Source organism: Streptomyces sp. NPDC030809 (assembly GCF_055572195.1).
On the sequence record NZ_JBVIDV010000020.1, the window covers coordinates 75,207 to 91,351 of the forward strand.

General features: G+C 73.5%; 17 protein-coding genes and 3 riboswitches. Of the genes, 4 read left to right on the forward strand and 13 right to left on the reverse strand.

Features of this window, described 5'->3' with window-relative positions; translation table 11 throughout:
- Nucleotides 1-35 precede the first annotated feature (35 nt).
- Nucleotides 36-1,268, reverse strand: coding sequence for a cytochrome P450 (locus ACZ407_RS25070; protein WP_468131891.1), 1,233 nt, complete (start codon nt 1,266-1,268; stop codon nt 36-38).
- Nucleotides 1,249-2,058, reverse strand: a complete 810-nt coding sequence (locus ACZ407_RS25075) for a tRNA-dependent cyclodipeptide synthase (protein ID WP_468131893.1) — start codon at nt 2,056-2,058, stop codon at nt 1,249-1,251. Before ACZ407_RS25075 ends, ACZ407_RS25070 begins: the two co-directional genes overlap by 20 nt.
- 256 nt (nt 2,059-2,314) lie before the next feature.
- Here ACZ407_RS25075 and ACZ407_RS25080 point away from each other — a divergent pair, with 256 nt between their 5' ends.
- Nucleotides 2,315-2,527, forward strand: a complete 213-nt coding sequence (locus tag ACZ407_RS25080) for an EF-hand domain-containing protein (RefSeq protein ID WP_468131895.1) — start codon at nt 2,315-2,317, stop codon at nt 2,525-2,527.
- 39 nt (nt 2,528-2,566) lie between these two features.
- Here ACZ407_RS25080 and ACZ407_RS25085 read toward each other — a convergent pair whose 3' ends face one another.
- The 10 genes from ACZ407_RS25085 to gcvT all read right to left on the reverse strand — a co-directional run bounded on the left by ACZ407_RS25085 (nt 2,567) and on the right by gcvT (nt 11,886).
- Nucleotides 2,567-3,187: a PadR family transcriptional regulator gene (locus ACZ407_RS25085; RefSeq protein ID WP_468131897.1), complete on the reverse strand. Its 621-nt coding sequence runs from the start codon at nt 3,185-3,187 to the stop codon at nt 2,567-2,569.
- Between the two features lie 34 nt (nt 3,188-3,221).
- Nucleotides 3,222-4,109: an energy-coupling factor ABC transporter ATP-binding protein gene (locus ACZ407_RS25090; RefSeq protein ID WP_468131899.1), complete on the reverse strand. Its 888-nt coding sequence runs from the start codon at nt 4,107-4,109 to the stop codon at nt 3,222-3,224.
- Nucleotides 4,106-4,855 (reverse strand): cobalt ECF transporter T component CbiQ, encoded by a 750-nt coding sequence (gene cbiQ / locus ACZ407_RS25095; RefSeq protein WP_468131901.1) that lies wholly within the window; start codon nt 4,853-4,855, stop codon nt 4,106-4,108. Before cbiQ ends, ACZ407_RS25090 begins: the two co-directional genes overlap by 4 nt.
- 3 nt (nt 4,856-4,858) lie before the next feature.
- Nucleotides 4,859-5,236: an energy-coupling factor ABC transporter substrate-binding protein gene (locus ACZ407_RS25100; protein ID WP_468131903.1), complete on the reverse strand. Its 378-nt coding sequence runs from the start codon at nt 5,234-5,236 to the stop codon at nt 4,859-4,861.
- Nucleotides 5,233-5,934 (reverse strand): energy-coupling factor ABC transporter permease, encoded by a 702-nt coding sequence (locus ACZ407_RS25105; RefSeq protein WP_468132056.1) that lies wholly within the window; start codon nt 5,932-5,934, stop codon nt 5,233-5,235. The genes ACZ407_RS25100 and ACZ407_RS25105 overlap by 4 nt, the downstream gene beginning before the upstream one ends.
- A 30-nt stretch (nt 5,935-5,964) precedes the next feature.
- Nucleotides 5,965-6,158: riboswitch (cobalamin riboswitch) on the reverse strand.
- Nucleotides 6,159-6,266: 108 nt separating this feature from the next.
- Nucleotides 6,267-6,812 carry an AMIN-like domain-containing (lipo)protein gene (locus ACZ407_RS25110; RefSeq protein ID WP_468131905.1) on the reverse strand — a complete coding sequence of 182 codons (546 nt, stop codon included), beginning with the start codon at nt 6,810-6,812 and terminating at the stop codon, nt 6,267-6,269.
- Nucleotides 6,813-7,327: 515 nt separating this feature from the next.
- Nucleotides 7,328-8,710, reverse strand: a complete 1,383-nt coding sequence (locus tag ACZ407_RS25115; RefSeq protein ID WP_468131907.1) for an L-serine ammonia-lyase — start codon at nt 8,708-8,710, stop codon at nt 7,328-7,330.
- A gap of 330 nt (nt 8,711-9,040) precedes the next feature.
- Entirely contained in the window at nt 9,041-10,297 is a 1,257-nt protein-coding gene (gene glyA / locus ACZ407_RS25120) for a serine hydroxymethyltransferase (RefSeq protein ID WP_468131909.1), read from the reverse strand.
- 19 nt (nt 10,298-10,316) lie between these two features.
- The gene (gcvH, locus tag ACZ407_RS25125; protein ID WP_468131911.1) at nt 10,317-10,691 is read right to left on the reverse strand and encodes a glycine cleavage system protein GcvH; all 375 of its coding nucleotides are present in this window, start codon (nt 10,689-10,691) and stop codon (nt 10,317-10,319) included.
- Nucleotides 10,692-10,770: 79 nt separating this feature from the next.
- Entirely contained in the window at nt 10,771-11,886 is a 1,116-nt protein-coding gene (gene gcvT / locus ACZ407_RS25130) for a glycine cleavage system aminomethyltransferase GcvT (RefSeq protein ID WP_468131913.1), read from the reverse strand.
- 44 nt (nt 11,887-11,930) lie between these two features.
- Nucleotides 11,931-12,054, reverse strand: a riboswitch (glycine riboswitch).
- Nucleotides 12,055-12,166, reverse strand: a riboswitch (glycine riboswitch). It lies immediately after the preceding riboswitch.
- A 147-nt stretch (nt 12,167-12,313) separates the two neighbouring features.
- On the opposite strand from gcvT, the gene ACZ407_RS25135 reads away from it, so the two are divergent.
- The 3 genes from ACZ407_RS25135 (at nt 12,314) to ACZ407_RS25145 (ending at nt 14,712) form a co-directional block, all read left to right on the forward strand.
- On the forward strand, nt 12,314-13,030 hold the full coding sequence (locus ACZ407_RS25135; protein ID WP_468131915.1) for an AAA family ATPase: 717 nt from the start codon (nt 12,314-12,316) through the stop codon (nt 13,028-13,030).
- Between the two features lie 36 nt (nt 13,031-13,066).
- Nucleotides 13,067-13,876 carry an enhanced serine sensitivity protein SseB gene (locus ACZ407_RS25140; RefSeq protein WP_468132058.1) on the forward strand — a complete coding sequence of 270 codons (810 nt, stop codon included), beginning with the start codon at nt 13,067-13,069 and terminating at the stop codon, nt 13,874-13,876.
- A gap of 95 nt (nt 13,877-13,971) precedes the next feature.
- A complete protein-coding gene (locus ACZ407_RS25145; RefSeq protein ID WP_468131918.1) occupies nt 13,972-14,712 on the forward strand; it encodes an enhanced serine sensitivity protein SseB C-terminal domain-containing protein in 741 nt (246 codons plus the stop codon).
- Nucleotides 14,713-14,754: 42 nt separating this feature from the next.
- On the opposite strand, the gene ACZ407_RS25150 is transcribed toward ACZ407_RS25145, so the two are convergent.
- Nucleotides 14,755-15,735, reverse strand: a complete 981-nt coding sequence (locus ACZ407_RS25150) for an ArsR/SmtB family transcription factor (protein WP_468131922.1) — start codon at nt 15,733-15,735, stop codon at nt 14,755-14,757.
- Nucleotides 15,736-16,145 lie beyond the last annotated feature (410 nt).

The following is a 16,145-nucleotide window of genomic DNA, read 5'->3' on the forward strand; positions in this document are numbered from 1 at the left end:
CCCGGGGGTCCGCCGGCCCCCGGGGCACCGCCGTCTCACCAGGCGACCGGGAGCCGCTCCGGGAGGCGCTTGATGAACCCCGTACGCCACACGAGGTTCTCGGCCGGCACCGCGAGCCGCAGCTCGGGCAGCCGCTCCACCAGCACCTCCAGGGCGATCTCGGCGTGCACCCGGCCCAGCGCGGAGGCCGGGCAGAAGTGCCGGCCGGCGCCGAACGACAGGTGCGGGTTGACCTCACGGTCCAGGTCCAGGCGGTCGGGGTCCGCGAACACCGCGGGGTCGAAGTTGGCCCCCTCCACGAGGACGAGGACCAACTCGCCCTCCTTCACCAGCACGTCCCCGACCTGGACGTCGGCCAGGGCCAGCCGCGGCAGGCCGTCGCCGATGGACAGGTTCCAGCGCAGCAGCTCGTCCACCGCCCGTCCGGTGCGCTCCGGGTGGGCGCGCAGGTGGCCGAGGAGCTCCGGCCGCTGGAGCAGCGCGAGCACGGCCAGCACCAGGAAGGAGGAGGTGGAGATCGCGCCCGCGCCGAACAGCGAGACGGCCACGGTGGCGAACATGTCGTCGGTCAGGTGCGCCGACTCGGGGTCCGCCTCCTTCAGCCCGGCGAACCTGCCCAGCAGGCCGGTGCGCTCGGCCTCGGGCCGGGCCAGCTGGGCGTTCAGCTGCGCCACGAAGTAGCCGACGTCCTTGTACCAGTTGAGCGCGGAGTCGGCGAAGGGCTCGGCCGCGGTCATGAAGGCCACGTCCAGCCCGGACATCAGCCGGCGCCAGTCCTCGAAGGGGGCGCCGAGCACCTCGCAGTGCAGGGCCGCCGAGAAGGGGTCGGCGAAACCGGCCCGCAGGTCGGCCGGGCCGCCCTCCGCGACCAGGGCGTCGATCAGCCCGTGCGCGGTGGCCCGCAGGAAGTCCTGGAGCCCCGCCTGGCGCGGGTTGAGCGACTTCATGACCGCGTTGCGCAGGCCCGCGCTGTTGATGTTGCCCATGTTGTCGACGACCTCGGGCGGGATCGTCAGCGCGTACTGCCGGGGGACGCCCGCGTTGGCGGTGTCCTTGAGGCTGAAGCGCTCGTCCTCCAGCACCTGCTTGGCCAGCGCGTGGCTGCTGACGAGCCAGGCGGGGTCGCCGGTGAGGGTGCGCACCTTGGCGACCGGGGCCTTCTCGCGCAGCCGGGTGCACTCCTCGGGGAGCACGTCACCGCGGCGGGAGAGGGGGAAGTCGATCAGGGGGCCGTCGTTCCGGTCGGCCTCAGGCTGCGCGACGCTCATCGGCGGTCCTTTCCACTGGTGCGGGTGTTGCGGGTGTTGCGGGTGTGGCGGATGCCGCGGCCGACGGGGGTAGGACGGCCGCGTCCGCCGCTTCCGGGCGCACGACGGCGTACGCCTGGTTGCGGGTGGCGCGGAGACCGCCGCCGCGTGCGTAGAGCACCTCGGTCAGCGGCATGGTGACGTGGTACGCGGACACCGAGGAGGGCACGTCCAGAATGCTGGGGGTGTCCAGGAAGAAAGGCAGCTCGGCGGCAATGTAGTCGAAACACACCCGGAGCTGCTCGTCCGAGATGGATTCGCCTTCAGGGAGCTTCGATCCCACGAAGTGCAGAGCCATCTTCTCGCAGCCCTTGCGGAATTCGTCATCGGTCTCCAGGAAATGCAGGACCCGCCGGTGCAGGAGCTGGTACACCTGGTTGTCCTGGAATTCCGAGAGGGCCCTCACCCGGATCTCGGCATGGTGGGTGCCGGATTCCTCCACCCCTTTTACGATCCTGCGCCGCACCGCCTTGATCTCCTTGGCCGCACGCTTCCCGGCGTGCTCGCGCGTGTAGCCGAATGCTGCGAACATCCGGTCCACGTGGAGGTCTGCGTAGACGAAGTCGACCTGTGCGAAGCGTTCCGTGGCCCACTGGGCGAGCCCGGCTATCCGGTCGGCGCTGAAGTAGCTGTTGCCGGGGCTCACGCCGATCAGCACATGGTCGCCGTCTTCCCATATATGACGGCAGGTACGGGTGAAGGGCAGGACCTCGAATGATGCGTCAAACGAAGAGTCGGTATTGATCGTCACGTATGTGATCGCCCTTGTTGCCGCTTGTCCCTGGGAGCCCTGCGCTCCTGGTGTGGCGGCAATGCCGATAAGTTATCGCGTGATGCCTGAGGGTGACAAGTGGGGTTCCGATTTGTTGGCCGGAATTATCCGTTCCGTATTACGGATGGGTAATGGGAATACCGGTCGGACGCTCGGGCGGACCCCAGGGACCCGGCCGGGCCGCACCGCCGCTACCCTGAGCCGGTCAGCAAGCACCGAGAAGGGGTGGATCCCAGTGGCGGACATCGAGAGCGCACGTGAGGCCTTCGGCCGGTTCGACCAGAACGGCGACGGGTTCGTGACGGCCGACGAGTTCAAGAAGGCCATGGCTCAGATGGGCGACCCGTTCGTCACCGGCCCGGTGGCCGAGGCGGTCATCGCGTCCAAGGACGCGAACCACGACGGCCTGCTCAGCTTCGACGAGTTCTGGGCCGCGCTGAACAAGTGACGCCCGGCCCGGACCCCGGCGGCCGACGGCCGCCGGGGGTCACGGCCCGTCCGTCCCCGGCCCGTCCGCGGGCCCGTCCGCCCCGCCGCCGGCATCCCCGGCATCCCCGGCCGCCGGGGCCGCCCCCTCGATGTCCGAGACCTCGGCCAGCGCCTCCTCCAGCCAGCGCAGCCAGAAGGTCTCCAGCCCGGTCCCGCCGTGCAGCACCAGCCGCCGCAGCCGGTCCTCGTCGGCGTTCCGCTCCGGCGGGAAGTCCCGCTCCTCGATGGCCTCGTACATCGCCAGCTGCCGCCGGTGCAGCTCCACGTGCCGCCGCAGCTCCGCGGTCAGCCCCTGCGGACCCACCACGCCGGCCGCCCGCAGCCGCAGCAGCAGCGGGTCCCTGATCTGCTTCGGGTCCTGGCTCTCGCCCACCCAGCGGCTCAGCTCCGCCCGCCCCGCGGGCAGCACCTCGAACTCCTTCTTCTGCCCCCGCGCGGGCGGCCCGCCCGGCAGCACCCGGATCAGCCCGGCCTCCTCCAGCTTCCCGAGCTCGCGGTATATCTGCTGGTGGGTGGCGGACCAGAAGTAGCCGATGGACTTGTCGAACCGCCGGGTCAGCTCCAGCCCCGACGAGGGCTTCTCCAGCAGGGCGGTGAGGATGGCGTGCGGCAGCGACATGCCGCCATCGTAGGGGCGGCCCGCTCCCGGCCGGTCAGGCCGGGCCCGGCTCCCCGGCCCGGCTCCCGCCCCGCTCCCCGGCCCCGGCCCGCAGCCCGTCCGGGAGCCAGGCCGCGAGCTCGTCCGGGGTGCCCGGCCCCGGGGCGTCCGCGGCCAGCAGGCCCCCGGCGCGCAGGAAGGCCGCCACCGCCGGGGCCCAGGCCGGCCGCAGCCGGGCCGCCGCCAGCAGCTCCGCGTCCGCCAGCAGCTCCCCGGCAGGCCCCGTCCGCAGCCCGTCCGGGCCCAGCACCGCGGCGTCGTCCGCCCAGCGCACCGCCAGCTCCACGTCGTGCGTGGACATCACCACCGTGGTCCCGAGGGCCCGCAGCCGCTCCAGCGCGGCCAGCAGCCGCTCCTGCCCGTCCGGATCCAGCCCGGCCGTCGGCTCGTCGAGGATCAGCACCCGAGGCTGCATCGCCACCGCCCCCGCGATGGCGGCCCGCTTGCGCTGCCCGTACGACAGCAGGTGCGTGGGCCGCTCCCGCAGGGCGGTGATGTCCAGCGCCTCCAGCGCCCCGGCCACCCGCTCGCGGACCTCCCGCTCGGGCAGCCCGAGGTTCATCGGCCCGAAGGAGACGTCCTGCTCCACCGAGGCGGCGAACAGCTGGTCGTCCGGGTCCTGCACCACCAGCTGCACCGCGGTCCGCAGCCGGGTCAGGCCCTTGCGGTCGTGGCGCACCGGCTCCCCGTCGAGCAGCAGCCGCCCCGAGCCGGGCCGCAGCCCGCCGCTCAGCAGCCGCAGCAGGGTGGTCTTGCCCCCGCCGTTGCGCCCCAGCAGGGCCAGCGCCCGGCCCGCGGGGATCCCGAAGGACACCCCCGACAGCACCTCGGGCCCGTCCTCGTAGGCGTATCCCGCATCGACCAGTTCCACCAACGGGTTCACAGCCCCAGGCCTTTCAGTACGAGGGTCAGCGCGACCACGGCGCCGAGCAGGGCGGCCGAGGCCGCCAGGAACCGCCAGGAGACCGCCGCCGGCGGGACCAGCACCCGCAGGGTGCCGTCGTAGCCGCGGCCGGCCAGCCCCGCCTGCATCCGCCCGGCCCGGTCGAAGGCCCGTACGAACACGGTGGCGCCCTGCCCGGCGAGGGAGCGCCAGAGCGCCGCGCGGCCGGTGTTCCCCAGCCGGGCCGCCTGCGCCTGCCGGACCTGGGCCAGCGAGTCCAGCAGCAGGAAGCCGATCCGGTACATGACCAGCGCCACGTCCACCACGGGGGCGGGCACCCCGGCCCGCACCAGCCGCGGCAGGACGTCCGACACCGGGGTGGTGAACGCGAACAGCAGCACGCCCAAGGAGCCCGCCGAGGTCCGCAGCAGCAGCTCGGCCGCCTGCCGCAGGCCGTCGGGGGCCGGGGCGAGCAGCCCCGCCGGGCCGCCGACCTGCACCAGCAGGGGGAGCGCGCCCGTGAAGCAGAAGCCCAGCGGGATCCGGAAGGCCCGCCACAGCTGCCGCGGCGCCACCCCGGCGGGGCCGAGCAGCACGCCCAGGGTGGCGGCGGCCACCAGCGGGCCGCCGGGCCACGGCGGCAGGCACAGGGCCGCCACCGTCAGCCCCAGCCCGAGCAGCGCCTTCTCCAGCGGGTGCCGGCCCCGCCAGCGGCTGCCGTGCGCGGCCGCGTCGATGGGCAGCACCGGCTAGGACCCCGCGCCCGGTGCACCGTCCGCGGGGGCGTCCGCGCCGGACGGGGCGCCGGAACCCGCGGCCGCCGCCGCGCGGGCCTCGCCCTGGCGGCGGCCGCGCCGCAGTCCGAAGTAGTACGCGAGCACCCCCGCGCCCAGCGCCGCCTGGAGGGCGAACAGCGCCGACTCGACCTCCCCGGACGGCGGTTCGTACAGCGGGGAGAACCAGGGCTCGTAGCCGGGGTCGAGCTCGGTGATGGCCGCCTCGGCCTGCGCGTCGGCGCCGGTGAACGGCTCCTCCTTGCCCTCGCCGAGGCCCAGCGCGAGCGGCAGCACGGCGAGCGCCGCCACCAGCAGCAGCAGGAGGGTGTTGATCCGTGCGTTCCTGCTCATCGCGCCGCCACCTCCGGACCGGTCGCGGAACCGGCCGGTGCCCCCAGCACCCCGAGCCGGGTCAGATCGGCCTTGCTGGACTGCGTCAGCAGCCGCATCACCAGGACCGTCAACAGCCCCTCGCTCACCGCCAGCGGGATCTGCGTCACCGCGAAGATGCCGCCGAACTTCGCCAGCGCGCCGGGGAACCCGGTGCCCGGGTCCGGGAAGGCCAGCGCCAGCTGCACGCTGGTCACGCAGTAGGTGACCAGGTCGGCGAAGAAGGCGCCGGAGAACACCGCGACCATGAGCGGCGCCCCGGCCCGGCGCAGCAGCCGGTAGGCCGCGTACCCGGCCCAAGGGCCCGCGATCGCCATCGAGAAGACGTTCGCGCCGAGGGTGGTCAGGCCGCCGTGGGCCAGCAGCAGGGCCTGGAACAGCAGGGTGATCGTGCCCAGTACCGCCATGACGGGCGGCCGGAACAGCACCGCGCCCAGGCCGGTCCCGGTCGGGTGCGAGCAACTGCCCGTCACCGAGGGGATCTTCAGGGCCGAGAGCACGAACGTGAAGGCGCCGGAGGCCCCCAGCAGCAACGTGCTCTCGGGGTTCGCCCTGACCTCGCGGGTCAGGGCCCGGACGCCGTGGACGACGAAGGGGGCCGATGCGGCGCCCCAGGCGGCCGCGTGCAGCGGGGGCAGGAACCCCTCGGCTATATGCATGAGTGGGGAAGACCTCTCCAGCACCTCGTGGATGGACAGCGCGCCCCGGCCGGTCTCCTGGCTCACGGGTACTGCCGCCCTGGCTCCGCCTTCCCGGGCCGTGCGGTCTCCCGCAGCAGCCCAGTGGCTTCCCGCAGGAGTGGAGCCGGACTTCCCGATCACAGTGGCGAGGGCCGCACCGGTTTCCCACCGGTTTCCCGTACACCAAGGCCAGATGACCCTAGTCGCCCCGATCCGGCACGTACAACCCGGCCCCGGACGGGGGAGGGGGCGGCGGCCCGTCCGGACCGCCGCCCCCTCGCCGGGCCGTCGCCGGCCTCCGCCCGCCGGCGTCAGCAGACGTTGGCGTGCTTGACGTCCATGACCCAGCGCTCCGGGTTGTGGAGCTTGAACGTCTTGTACTCGGGCCGGGTGTTGAACGCGGTCCCGAAGGTCACGTACCCCTCGAAGTCGCCGGTGAGGGCGATCCCCTTCAGCTTGGGCAGGTTCAGCTTCTTGAGGCGGGGGCCCTTGTAGACCGGCTGCCCGTCGTCGTCGTGGCCCTGGGCCGGGTGCATCCGGATCTCCAGGAAGTGGCGGCCGGGCAGCGGGACCTTCCGGCCGGAGCCGTCGTACCGCAGTTCGGCGACCCGCTTGACGGTGACGGGCGGGATGTACCCCTTGATGTCGACGACGACCCGGTCGAAGGTGCAGTGCGCCGCGTAGCGGGCGTTGACCACCTGCGGGGTCTGGGTCGTCGGGACGGGCTTGTGCGCACTCGGTGCCGCGGCCGGTGCGGCGGCGGCGGAAACCGGGGCCGCGAGCGCGGCGCCGGCGGTCAGCAGCACTCCCGTGGCCACGGCCACGAGACGCTGACGGCGGATGGAACGGTGAGTCATTTCGACCCCCGGATCTCCTGAGGCGGGGACAGTGCTGTCACCAGAGGAGACATCCCCCGCCCCCGGACGGTTGCACCGTTCGGGTGATGGATCCCGGAGCGCGGGCCTGCGGGCCCCGAGGCGCCCGGCCCGGCGGCCGTCGCGGGCGATCACGGCGACCGGGGCGTCCCGGTCGCCGCGGTCCGCGGTCAGGGTGTACCCCGCCCGGGTCTCCCTGCTGTTCACCCCGTACTGGTGGGCCCGCCGGTGGCCGGTGTACAGCGCCGGGTTCCAGGGCCAGTCCGCGTGGTCGTCCTGTCCTCGTCCCACAGCGCGTACCAGAGCACGTCCGGCAGGGCGGCGGTCGCCGCGCTCCGGGCCGCGGTGCCCGGCACGGCCGGAGCGGCCCCGACCCCTGCGCCGGGGGCGGCCCCGCCCGCCGGATGGCGGCGTTGGCGGTCAGCGCCCCGCCCCTGCGCGGCCGTGGCCTGGCGGGGGCGGGGCGTTTCAGGCGGCCGGCCCGGGGTGCGGCGGGATCAGCACTCGATGACGTTGACGGCCAGGCCGCCGCGCGCCGTCTCCTTGTACTTGACCTTCATGTCGTCGCCGGTCTGCTTCATGGTCTTGATGACCTTGTCGAGGGAGACCTTGTGGCTGCCGTCCCCGCGCATCGCCATGCGGGCCGCGGTGACGGCCTTGACCGCCGCCATGCCGTTGCGCTCGATGCACGGGATCTGCACCAGGCCGCCGACCGGGTCGCAGGTCAGGCCCAGGTTGTGCTCCATGCCGATCTCGGCGGCGTTCTCCACCTGCTCCGGGGTGCCCCCCAGCACCTCGGCGAGGGCGCCGGCCGCCATCGAGCAGGCCGAGCCGACCTCGCCCTGGCAGCCGACCTCGGCGCCGGAGATCGAGGCGTTCTCCTTGAACAGCATGCCGATCGCGCCGGCGGCCAGGAGGAAGCGGACCACGCCGTCCTCGTCGGCGCCGGGCACGAAGTTCACGTAGTAGTGCAGGACCGCCGGCAGGACCCCCGCCGCGCCGTTGGTGGGCGCGGTCACGACCCGGCCGCCGGCCGCGTTCTCCTCGTTCACGGCCATCGCGTAGATGGTCGTCCACTCGCTGCGGTGCAGCATCGGGTCGCCCTCGGTGCGCAGCTGGCGGGCGGTGGAGGCGGCGCGGCGCCTGACGCGCAGGCCGCCGGGGAGGATGCCCTCGCGGGAGATGCCGCGCTGCACGCAGGCCTGCATGACCCGCCAGATCTCCAGCAGGCCCTCGCGGATCTCCTCCTCGGTGCGCCAGGCCTTCTCGTTCTCCAGCATCAGCGCGGAGATCGACAGGCCGGTCTCCTTGGTGAGGCGCAGCATCTCGTCGCCGGTGCGGAAGGGGTACTTCAGCACGGTGTCGTCGAGCTTGATCCGGTCCTCGCCGACCGCGTCCTCGTCCACGACGAAGCCGCCGCCGACCGAGTAGTACGTCTTCTCCAGCAGCGGGGCGCCGGTCTCGTCGTACGCGAAGAGGGTCATGCCGTTCGCGTGGTACGGCAGGGAGCGGCGGCGGTGCAGGATCAGCTGGCTGGGCTCGTCGAAGGCGATCTCGTGGACGTCCCCTATCTCCGCCCCGAGCAGGCGCAGCCGGCCGCTCTGCCGGATCCGCTCGACCTCCTCGTCCGCCTTCTCCACGTCGACCGTCCGGGGCGAGTGGCCTTCGAGGCCGAGCAGGACGGCCTTGGGGGTGCCGTGTCCGTGGCCGGTGGCGCCGAGGGAGCCGAACAGCTCGGCCCGCACGGACGCGGTCTGGGCGAGGACGCCGTCCTTCTTCAGGCGGTTGACGAACATGCGGGCCGCCCGCATGGGGCCCACGGTGTGGGACGAGGAGGGGCCGATACCGATGGAGAAGAGATCGAAGACGGAGATGGCCACGGTGGCGACTTCCTTGTCAGCTCGTGGGTGGGGAGGGGGCAGGAGGGCGGAGCGGGAGGGGCGGGGGTGAAGGGTGTTTCGGTGGAGTTTGTCCGGCAGACGAGCGTATCGCGCCGAGGTGAACGGTTCGTCTGCCCGGCCGGGCGGAGGGGGCCCGCTCCGGCGTGAGTCGGCTCACCCTCCAGCAGGGCTGCGGCCGCGGCCGGGGACGGACACGAGGGGGTGCCGCAGGGGGACGCGGTGTCACCGGTCCGCGGGCATGAGAAGGGCCCGGCCTGTGGAAAGGGAAGGCCGGGCCCGCTCACGTGCCGCACGGAGCGGCGGGTCCGCTTACAGCGAGGGGTACAGCGGGTGCTTCGCGGCCAGGGCCGAGACGCGCGCCTTCAGGGCCTCGCCGTCGTACGAGGGCTTCAGGGCCTCGGCGATGATGTCGGCGACCTCGGTGAAGTCCTCGGCGCCGAAACCGCGGGTGGCCAGGGCCGGGGTGCCGATCCGCAGACCCGAGGTGACCATCGGCGGCCGCGGGTCGTTCGGGATGGCGTTCCGGTTGACCGTGATGCCGATCTCGTGGAGGCGGTCCTCGGCCTGCTGGCCGTCCAGCTCCGAGTTGCGCAGGTCCACCAGGACCAGGTGCACGTCGGTGCCGCCGGAGAGGACGTCCACGCCCACGGCCTTGACGTCGTCCTGGACCAGGCGCTCGGCGATGATCTTCGCGCCGGCCAGGGTGCGCTCCTGGCGCTCCTTGAACTCGGGGGAGCCCGCGACCTTGAAGGACACGGCCTTGGCCGCGATCACGTGCTCCAGCGGGCCGCCCTGCTGACCCGGGAAGACCGCGGAGTTGATCTTCTTGGCCAGCTCCTGCGTGGACAGGATCACGCCGCCGCGCGGACCGCCGAGGGTCTTGTGCGTGGTGGTGGTGACCACGTGGGCGTGCGGCACCGGGTTCGGGTGCAGGCCCGCGGCCACCAGGCCGGCGAAGTGCGCCATGTCGACCATCAGGTACGCGCCGACCTCGTCCGCGATGCGGCGGAAGGCGGCGAAGTCCAGCTGGCGCGGGTACGCGGACCAGCCGGCGACGATCAGCTGCGGCTTGGACTCCTTGGCGAGGCGCTCGACCTCGGCCATGTCGACCTGGCCGTCCTCGCCCACGTGGTACGGGACCACGTTGTAGAGCTTGCCGGAGAAGTTGATCTTCATGCCGTGGGTCAGGTGACCGCCGTGGGCCAGGTTCAGGCCCATGATCGTGTCGCCCGGCTTCAGCAGCGCGAACATCGCGGCGGCGTTGGCCTGCGCACCCGAGTGGGGCTGCACGTTGGCGGCCTCGGCCCCGAAGAGCGCCTTGATGCGGTCGATCGCGATCTGCTCGACCACGTCGACGTGCTCGCAGCCGCCGTAGTAGCGGCGGCCCGGGTAGCCCTCGGCGTACTTGTTGGTCAGGACCGAGCCCTGGGCCTCCATGACGGCGACCGGAGCGAAGTTCTCCGACGCGATCATTTCGAGGGTGGACTGCTGGCGGAGCAGCTCGGCGTCGACGGCGGCCGCGACGTCCGGGTCCAGCTCGTGGAGCGGAGTGTTCAGAACGGACATGGGTTCTCCCTGGTCTCGGTCAGCCCGCGAGCTCGGTGTACTCGTCGGCGGTGAGCAGGTCGCCCGGCTCGTCCGTGACGCGCACCTTGAACAGCCAGCCGCCCTCGAAGGGGGCCGAGTTCACGAGGGAGGGGTCGCTGACGACGTCCTCGTTGATCTCGACGACCTCGCCCGAGACGGGGGAGTACAGGTCGCTGACGGACTTGGTCGACTCCAGCTCGCCACACTCCTCGCCCGCGGTCACGGTCGAGCCGACCTCGGGGAGCTGGGCGTAGACGACGTCACCGAGGGCGTTGGCGGCGAACTCGGTGATGCCGATGGTGGCGACACCGTCCTCGGCGGCCGAGAGCCACTCGTGCTCCTTGCTGTAACGCAGCTGCTGGGGGTTGCTCATGACCTGATTCTCCTGGATGCGGGGACGTGCGGTGAACAGTGGTCTTGCTGGTCGGGGCGGGCGCGCGCGGGCGCCGCGGTCACTTCTGCCGCTTGTAGAACGGCAGGGCGACGACCTCGTACGCCTCATGCGTACCGCGGATGTCGACGCCGACGCCGGAGGTGCCCGGCTCGGCGTGGGCCGCGTCGACGTACGCCATGGCGATCGGCTTGCCCAGCGTCGGGGACGGGGCGCCGGAGGTGACCTCGCCGATGACCTCGCCGGCGGCGACCACGGAGAAGCCGGCGCGCGGCACGCGGCGGCCCTCGGCGATCAGGCCGACCAGCTTGCGCGGCGGGTTGGTCGCGGCGCGCTCGGCGGCGGCCTCCAGGGCCGTGCGGCCGACGAAGTCGCCCTCCTTCTCGAACTTCACGACCCGGCCCAGACCCGCGTCGAACGGGGTGAGGGAGGTGGTCAGCTCGTGCCCGTACAGCGGCATGCCCGCCTCCAGGCGCAGCGTGTCGCGGCAGGACAGGCCCGCCGGGACCAGGCCCGCGGCGGCGCCCGCCTTGGTGAGGGCCTCCCACAGCTCGACCGCGTGCTCGGGCTTGATGAACAGCTCGAAGCCGTCCTCGCCGGTGTAGCCGGTACGGGCGATCAGCGCCGGCACGCCCGCGACGGTGCCCGGCAGGCCCGCGTAGTACTTGAGGTTGTCCAGGTCGGCGTCGGTCAGGGACTTCACGATGCCGGGGGACTCCGGACCCTGCACCGCGATCAGCGCGTACGCGTCGCGGTCGTCGCGGACCTCGGCGTCGAAGCCGGCGGCGCGCTCGGTCAGCGCGTCCAGCACGACCTGGGCGTTGGAGGCGTTGGCGACGACCATGTACTCCGTCTCGCCGAGGCGGTAGACGATCAGGTCGTCGAGGATCCCGCCGTCCTCCTGGCAGATCATCGTGTAGCGGGCCCGGCCCACGCCGACCGTGGAGATGTTGCCGACCAGCGCGTAGTCCAGGACCTTGACGGCCTCGGGGCCGGTGACGGTGATCTCGCCCATGTGGGAGAGGTCGAAGAGGCCGGCCTTGGTGCGGACGGCGTTGTGCTCGTCCCGCTCGCTCGCGTAGCGCAGCGGCATGTCCCAGCCGGCGAAGTCGGTCATCGTCGCGCCGAGGGCGCGGTGCACGGCGTCAAGGGCGGTCAGACGCGGGGTGTTCGTCATAAGGCTGGCTCTCCAAGGCAGGTCCGCGACGGGGCGAAGGACTTTCCTCCCCATCTGTCATCGGAACCTGAGAGGTTCATCACGACCGTACGTGTATACGGAAGCGACTTGCACCTTGGGTGGAGCCGGCGGTTCACGAGGACCGGGCGGCCCGCTTTTCAGATGTGCCTCGCCCGCGCGGTACGGGGCCTGAGAGATTCAAGGGAGGGACTTGCTCCTTCGGCGTCCGCGGCCGGCCGTGTCAGTCACGGCCTCCGGGGAACTCTCCCGCGCAGATTCAAGCGGCCTTTATGCAGTTGGTCGTACAGCTTGGCGCGCACATCATTGCACGGGCCCCAACCGGGCCGGAACCGTGGGCGGCGCATTACCGTCTCTTTACACTCAACGGGCATGGGTCGGACGACCCGAGCCGGGGGAGGCGAAGACTGTGCGGAGATTCGGAGTTCTCGCGGGTACGAGCAGTACGGGCGCCGCGGCCGGGGTGCCGGCCCAGCCGGGCGCCCCGCAGCGGGAGGCCCTGGGCGCGCCGCGGGCCGCGGCCCCGGCCCGGCCGGTGCGCGACCTGCGCGGCCGCGGCGGCCGCGCACCCGGCCGGCTGCGCTTCGGCGCCGGGGACGTGGTCGTCGTCTCCGGCCTGCCCGGCAGCGGCAAGAGCACCCTCATCAAGCGGGCCGTGCGGGTCCGCGGGATCGACTCCCAGGACGTCCGCGAGCGCTGGGAGCGCCGGATGCCCGCCCGGCTGCCGTACGGGGCCTACCGGCCGCTGGTGCGGCTGGCGCACTACGCCGGGCTCTGGCGGGCCCTGCGCTCCGGCGAGAGCCTCGTCGTGCACGACTGCGGCACCCAGGCCTGGGTCCGGGCCCTGCTGGCCCGGGGGGCCCGCCGCCGCGGCCGCTCCCTGCACCTGCTGCTCCTCGACGCCACCCCCGAGGAGGCCCTGTCCGGGCAGGCGGCCCGCGGCCGCGGGGTCTCCGGCTACGCCTTCCACCGCCACCGCACCACCGTCGCCCGCCTCCTCGCCGCCGCCGAACAGGGCCGCCTGCCCGCGGGCTGCGCCTCCGCCGTCCTCCTGGACCGCCCCGCGGCCGCGGCCCTGACCGGCCTCGACTTCGGCTCCGCCGCGCGGGTTGACGGCACGCCCTAGAGTCGTGCGCAGCGGAACGGAAAGGGCGCGGTGAACATGCAGGACGGGACGTACGGCGGGGCGCACGCCGGGGGCCACGACGGCACGTACGGCGGCGGGGGCGCGGACCACGGCGCCGGGGACGGCTGGCCGGCGAACGAGCTGGAGGAGACCCTCGCGGCCTCCCTCGGCAACCCGGCCGCGGGCGGCCGGCTCCTGGAGGTGCTCGGGCGCAGCCAGGTGTGGATCCCGCTGCCCGGCGGCGGCGGCCCCGACAGCCCCGCCCTGGACCTGCCCACCATGGAGATAGCCGGCGCCGCCTACGTGCCCGTGTACAGCTCGCAGCAGCAGTTCACGCGCTGCGCGGGCGAGCACATGCCCTTCGCCGTCGCTCCGGCCGTCGAGTTCGCGCGCGGGCTGCCCCCGCAGCTCGGCCTCGCGGTCAACCCCGAGGGCGCCGTCGGCCTGCCGCTGCCCCCGCCCGCCGTGGCCGAGCTGTGCCGGGCCGGGCGCACCCCGCTCGACGGCCCGGCCACCGGCGGCCGGGTGCGGCTCTACGAGCCGGACTGGCAGGAGGACCCGGTGGACTTCCTGACCGCCGCCGCCGAGGAGTTCCGTGCCACCGGGGTCGTGGCCGCGGCCCACCGCTGCCTCGCGAGCATCGAGGGCGGGGACCCGGTGCTCTTCGTCGGCGTGCGCTTCACCGGTTGGGAGTCCGCCGACACGAACGCCCCGATGGAGGCCCTGTCCCGGGCCCTGGGCCGGGTGCAGCCCCCCTGGCCGGTCAACCTGCTGCTGCTCGACGCGGCCCAGGATCCGGTCGGCGACTGGATGACGGAACACGTCCGCCCCTTCTACCTGCCGTAGCCGCCTTTAAGCTGGTTACATTTCCTGGCCGTGGCTGTGTTGCGGACAGCAGGCATGCGGCACGTCGGGCGGACGAGGACGAAGAGGGGTACCGGGTGAGTGCGTCAGGCACGGCCGCGGCAGGGCAGGTCGAGCACATGCTGCGCCAGGTGACGCCCGGGCGCTACGACAGCTACGAGGCACTGCTGCACGCCCTCGCCGAGGGCCGGCTCTGGATGCTCCTGTGGCACGGGCAGCCCGGGTCGCCCGAGGCCCAGTACGGCTCCATGGAGGTGGACGGCCTCGGCTACGTGCCGTGCGTGACCTCCCCGCAGGAGCTGGCCGCCAGCGGCTGGGGACGCGCCTGCGAGGTGGTCGGCGGCCGGGACGTGGCCCGCGCCCTGTACCCGGACCGCTGGGGCATCTGGCTGAACCCGCACGCCCAGGGCGGCGGGGTCGGCATCCCGTGGGCGGACCTGCGGCGCATCGCCACCGGCCTGGAGCGGATGCCCGCCGGACCGCTGCGGCTGTCCGAGCCGGCCATCGAGCTCCCGCAGTTCTACGCCCTGCTCACCCAGCACGCGCACCGCACCCCGGCCGTACGCGCCCTGCGGCGGGCCTGGGTGCAGCCCGCGGTGGGCACCCCGTACCTGGCGATCGGACTGGACCTCTACGACGGCTCCGGCGCGGCCGTGGAGTCGGCCCGCGAGATGATGCGCCAGGCCGTGGGGGCCGTGCCCGAGGGGCTGCCGGTCTCCACCGTGGCCCTCGCCGACGAGCACGACCCGGTGGCGATGTGGCTGCGGGCCCAGGCCCGGCCGTTCTACGACCGCGAGGCGCACGCGCCGGCGTACTGATCCCGCGGCCCCGCCCGGCCCGCCCCGGCCCGGCCGGTCCTCTCAGTCCTCCGCCGCCGACAGCAGCCGGCTGGCCAGGGCCGTGCGCCGGTGCAGCATCCAGCGGCCGGAGCGCTGCGAGGTGACCAGGCGGGTCCGGCGCAGCACGCCCAGGTGCTGGCTGACCGCGGCTGCGCTCATGTTCAGGTACGCGGCCAGCTGCGTGGTGGACACCGGCAGGTCGAGATGGGCCAGCAGGGCCGCCCGGCTGCGCCCGAGCAGGTCGCCCAGCGGCTCGGTGTCCGCCTGCGCGGTGCCCTCCCACAGGGTGCCGATGCCGCGCGGGGCGTAGCCCAGCGCGGGCTGGTACGGCTCGTTGTGGAGCACCGACAGGTGCGGCCAGGCGAACACGCACGGCACCAGCACCAGACCGCTGCCGCTGGCATCGCGGAAGGCCCGGTGCCCCGGCTTGTCGATCAGCAGCCGGTCCCCGGTGAACGAGGCCTGCGGGTGCAGGTCGGCGAAGACCCGGTCCAGCCCGCCGGCGGTCAGCCGCGCGGACCGGTGGGCGAGGTCGGCCTCGTGCACGGCCCGGATCCGCGGCCACACCGGCGCCAGCGCGGCCTCCCAGTACGCCTCCAGGGACTCCGCCAGCCGGACCAGGCCCCGCTCCGGGTCCTCGTACAGGGGGCGCAGCTCAGGGGGCAGTTCGGGGCGGCCGTCGCGCAGTTCGTCGAGCGAGCTGCGCACCTGCTCGGGCGGGGTGGCGGCCACCGCGGCCAATTCGTCGGCGAGCACGCCCGTCAGGCGTTCGGGCGGGGGCGCGAGGAAGTCCGGCAGGAACCGGGGGCCGCAGGCGAGCGCGTTCAGCACCCGCAGGTCGAGCGCCTCCACCCGGGGCCGGGTCGCGGCGACCCAGGGCCGGTGCACCGCGGGCCGCCGGGTGCCGGCGAGCACCGGGATGCTGTGCACCAGCTCCTCCAACGGGGAGCGGGCGAAGCGGATGCGGGTGAGATCGCTGGGTGCCAGCCGTATCTCGATCACCGGCCGGAGCATAGGCCGCCCGGCCGGGCCCGGCAACGGCGGTGGATTAAGCCGTGGCGAAATCGTGGCCGCGCACCGGCCGCCGGGCGCATCGTTCCCCTCGGGACGGGGCTCGCACGACCGTACGGGGACGCCGGCAGGCGCACCCCCGGCGGGCAGCCGCATTCCACCTCTGGAGCACCGCACGCACACCGGGAGGAACCACCGATGCAGGAGATCCGAGCGGCTCCGCGGGCCCGTCCGGGCGGGGTCCGGATACTGGGCAGTCCGTCTCGAAAGGGACGAGTGCCGAAATGTCCGTGCCCCCCAATTGGCCTCGTCAAAAGGCGGGTTGGGGCCAATGTCCGATCCGCGGCGAACGGCCGCTCTTGCACCGCTGAGCTGCTCGCCGCGTTCGGATAACGGAAGAC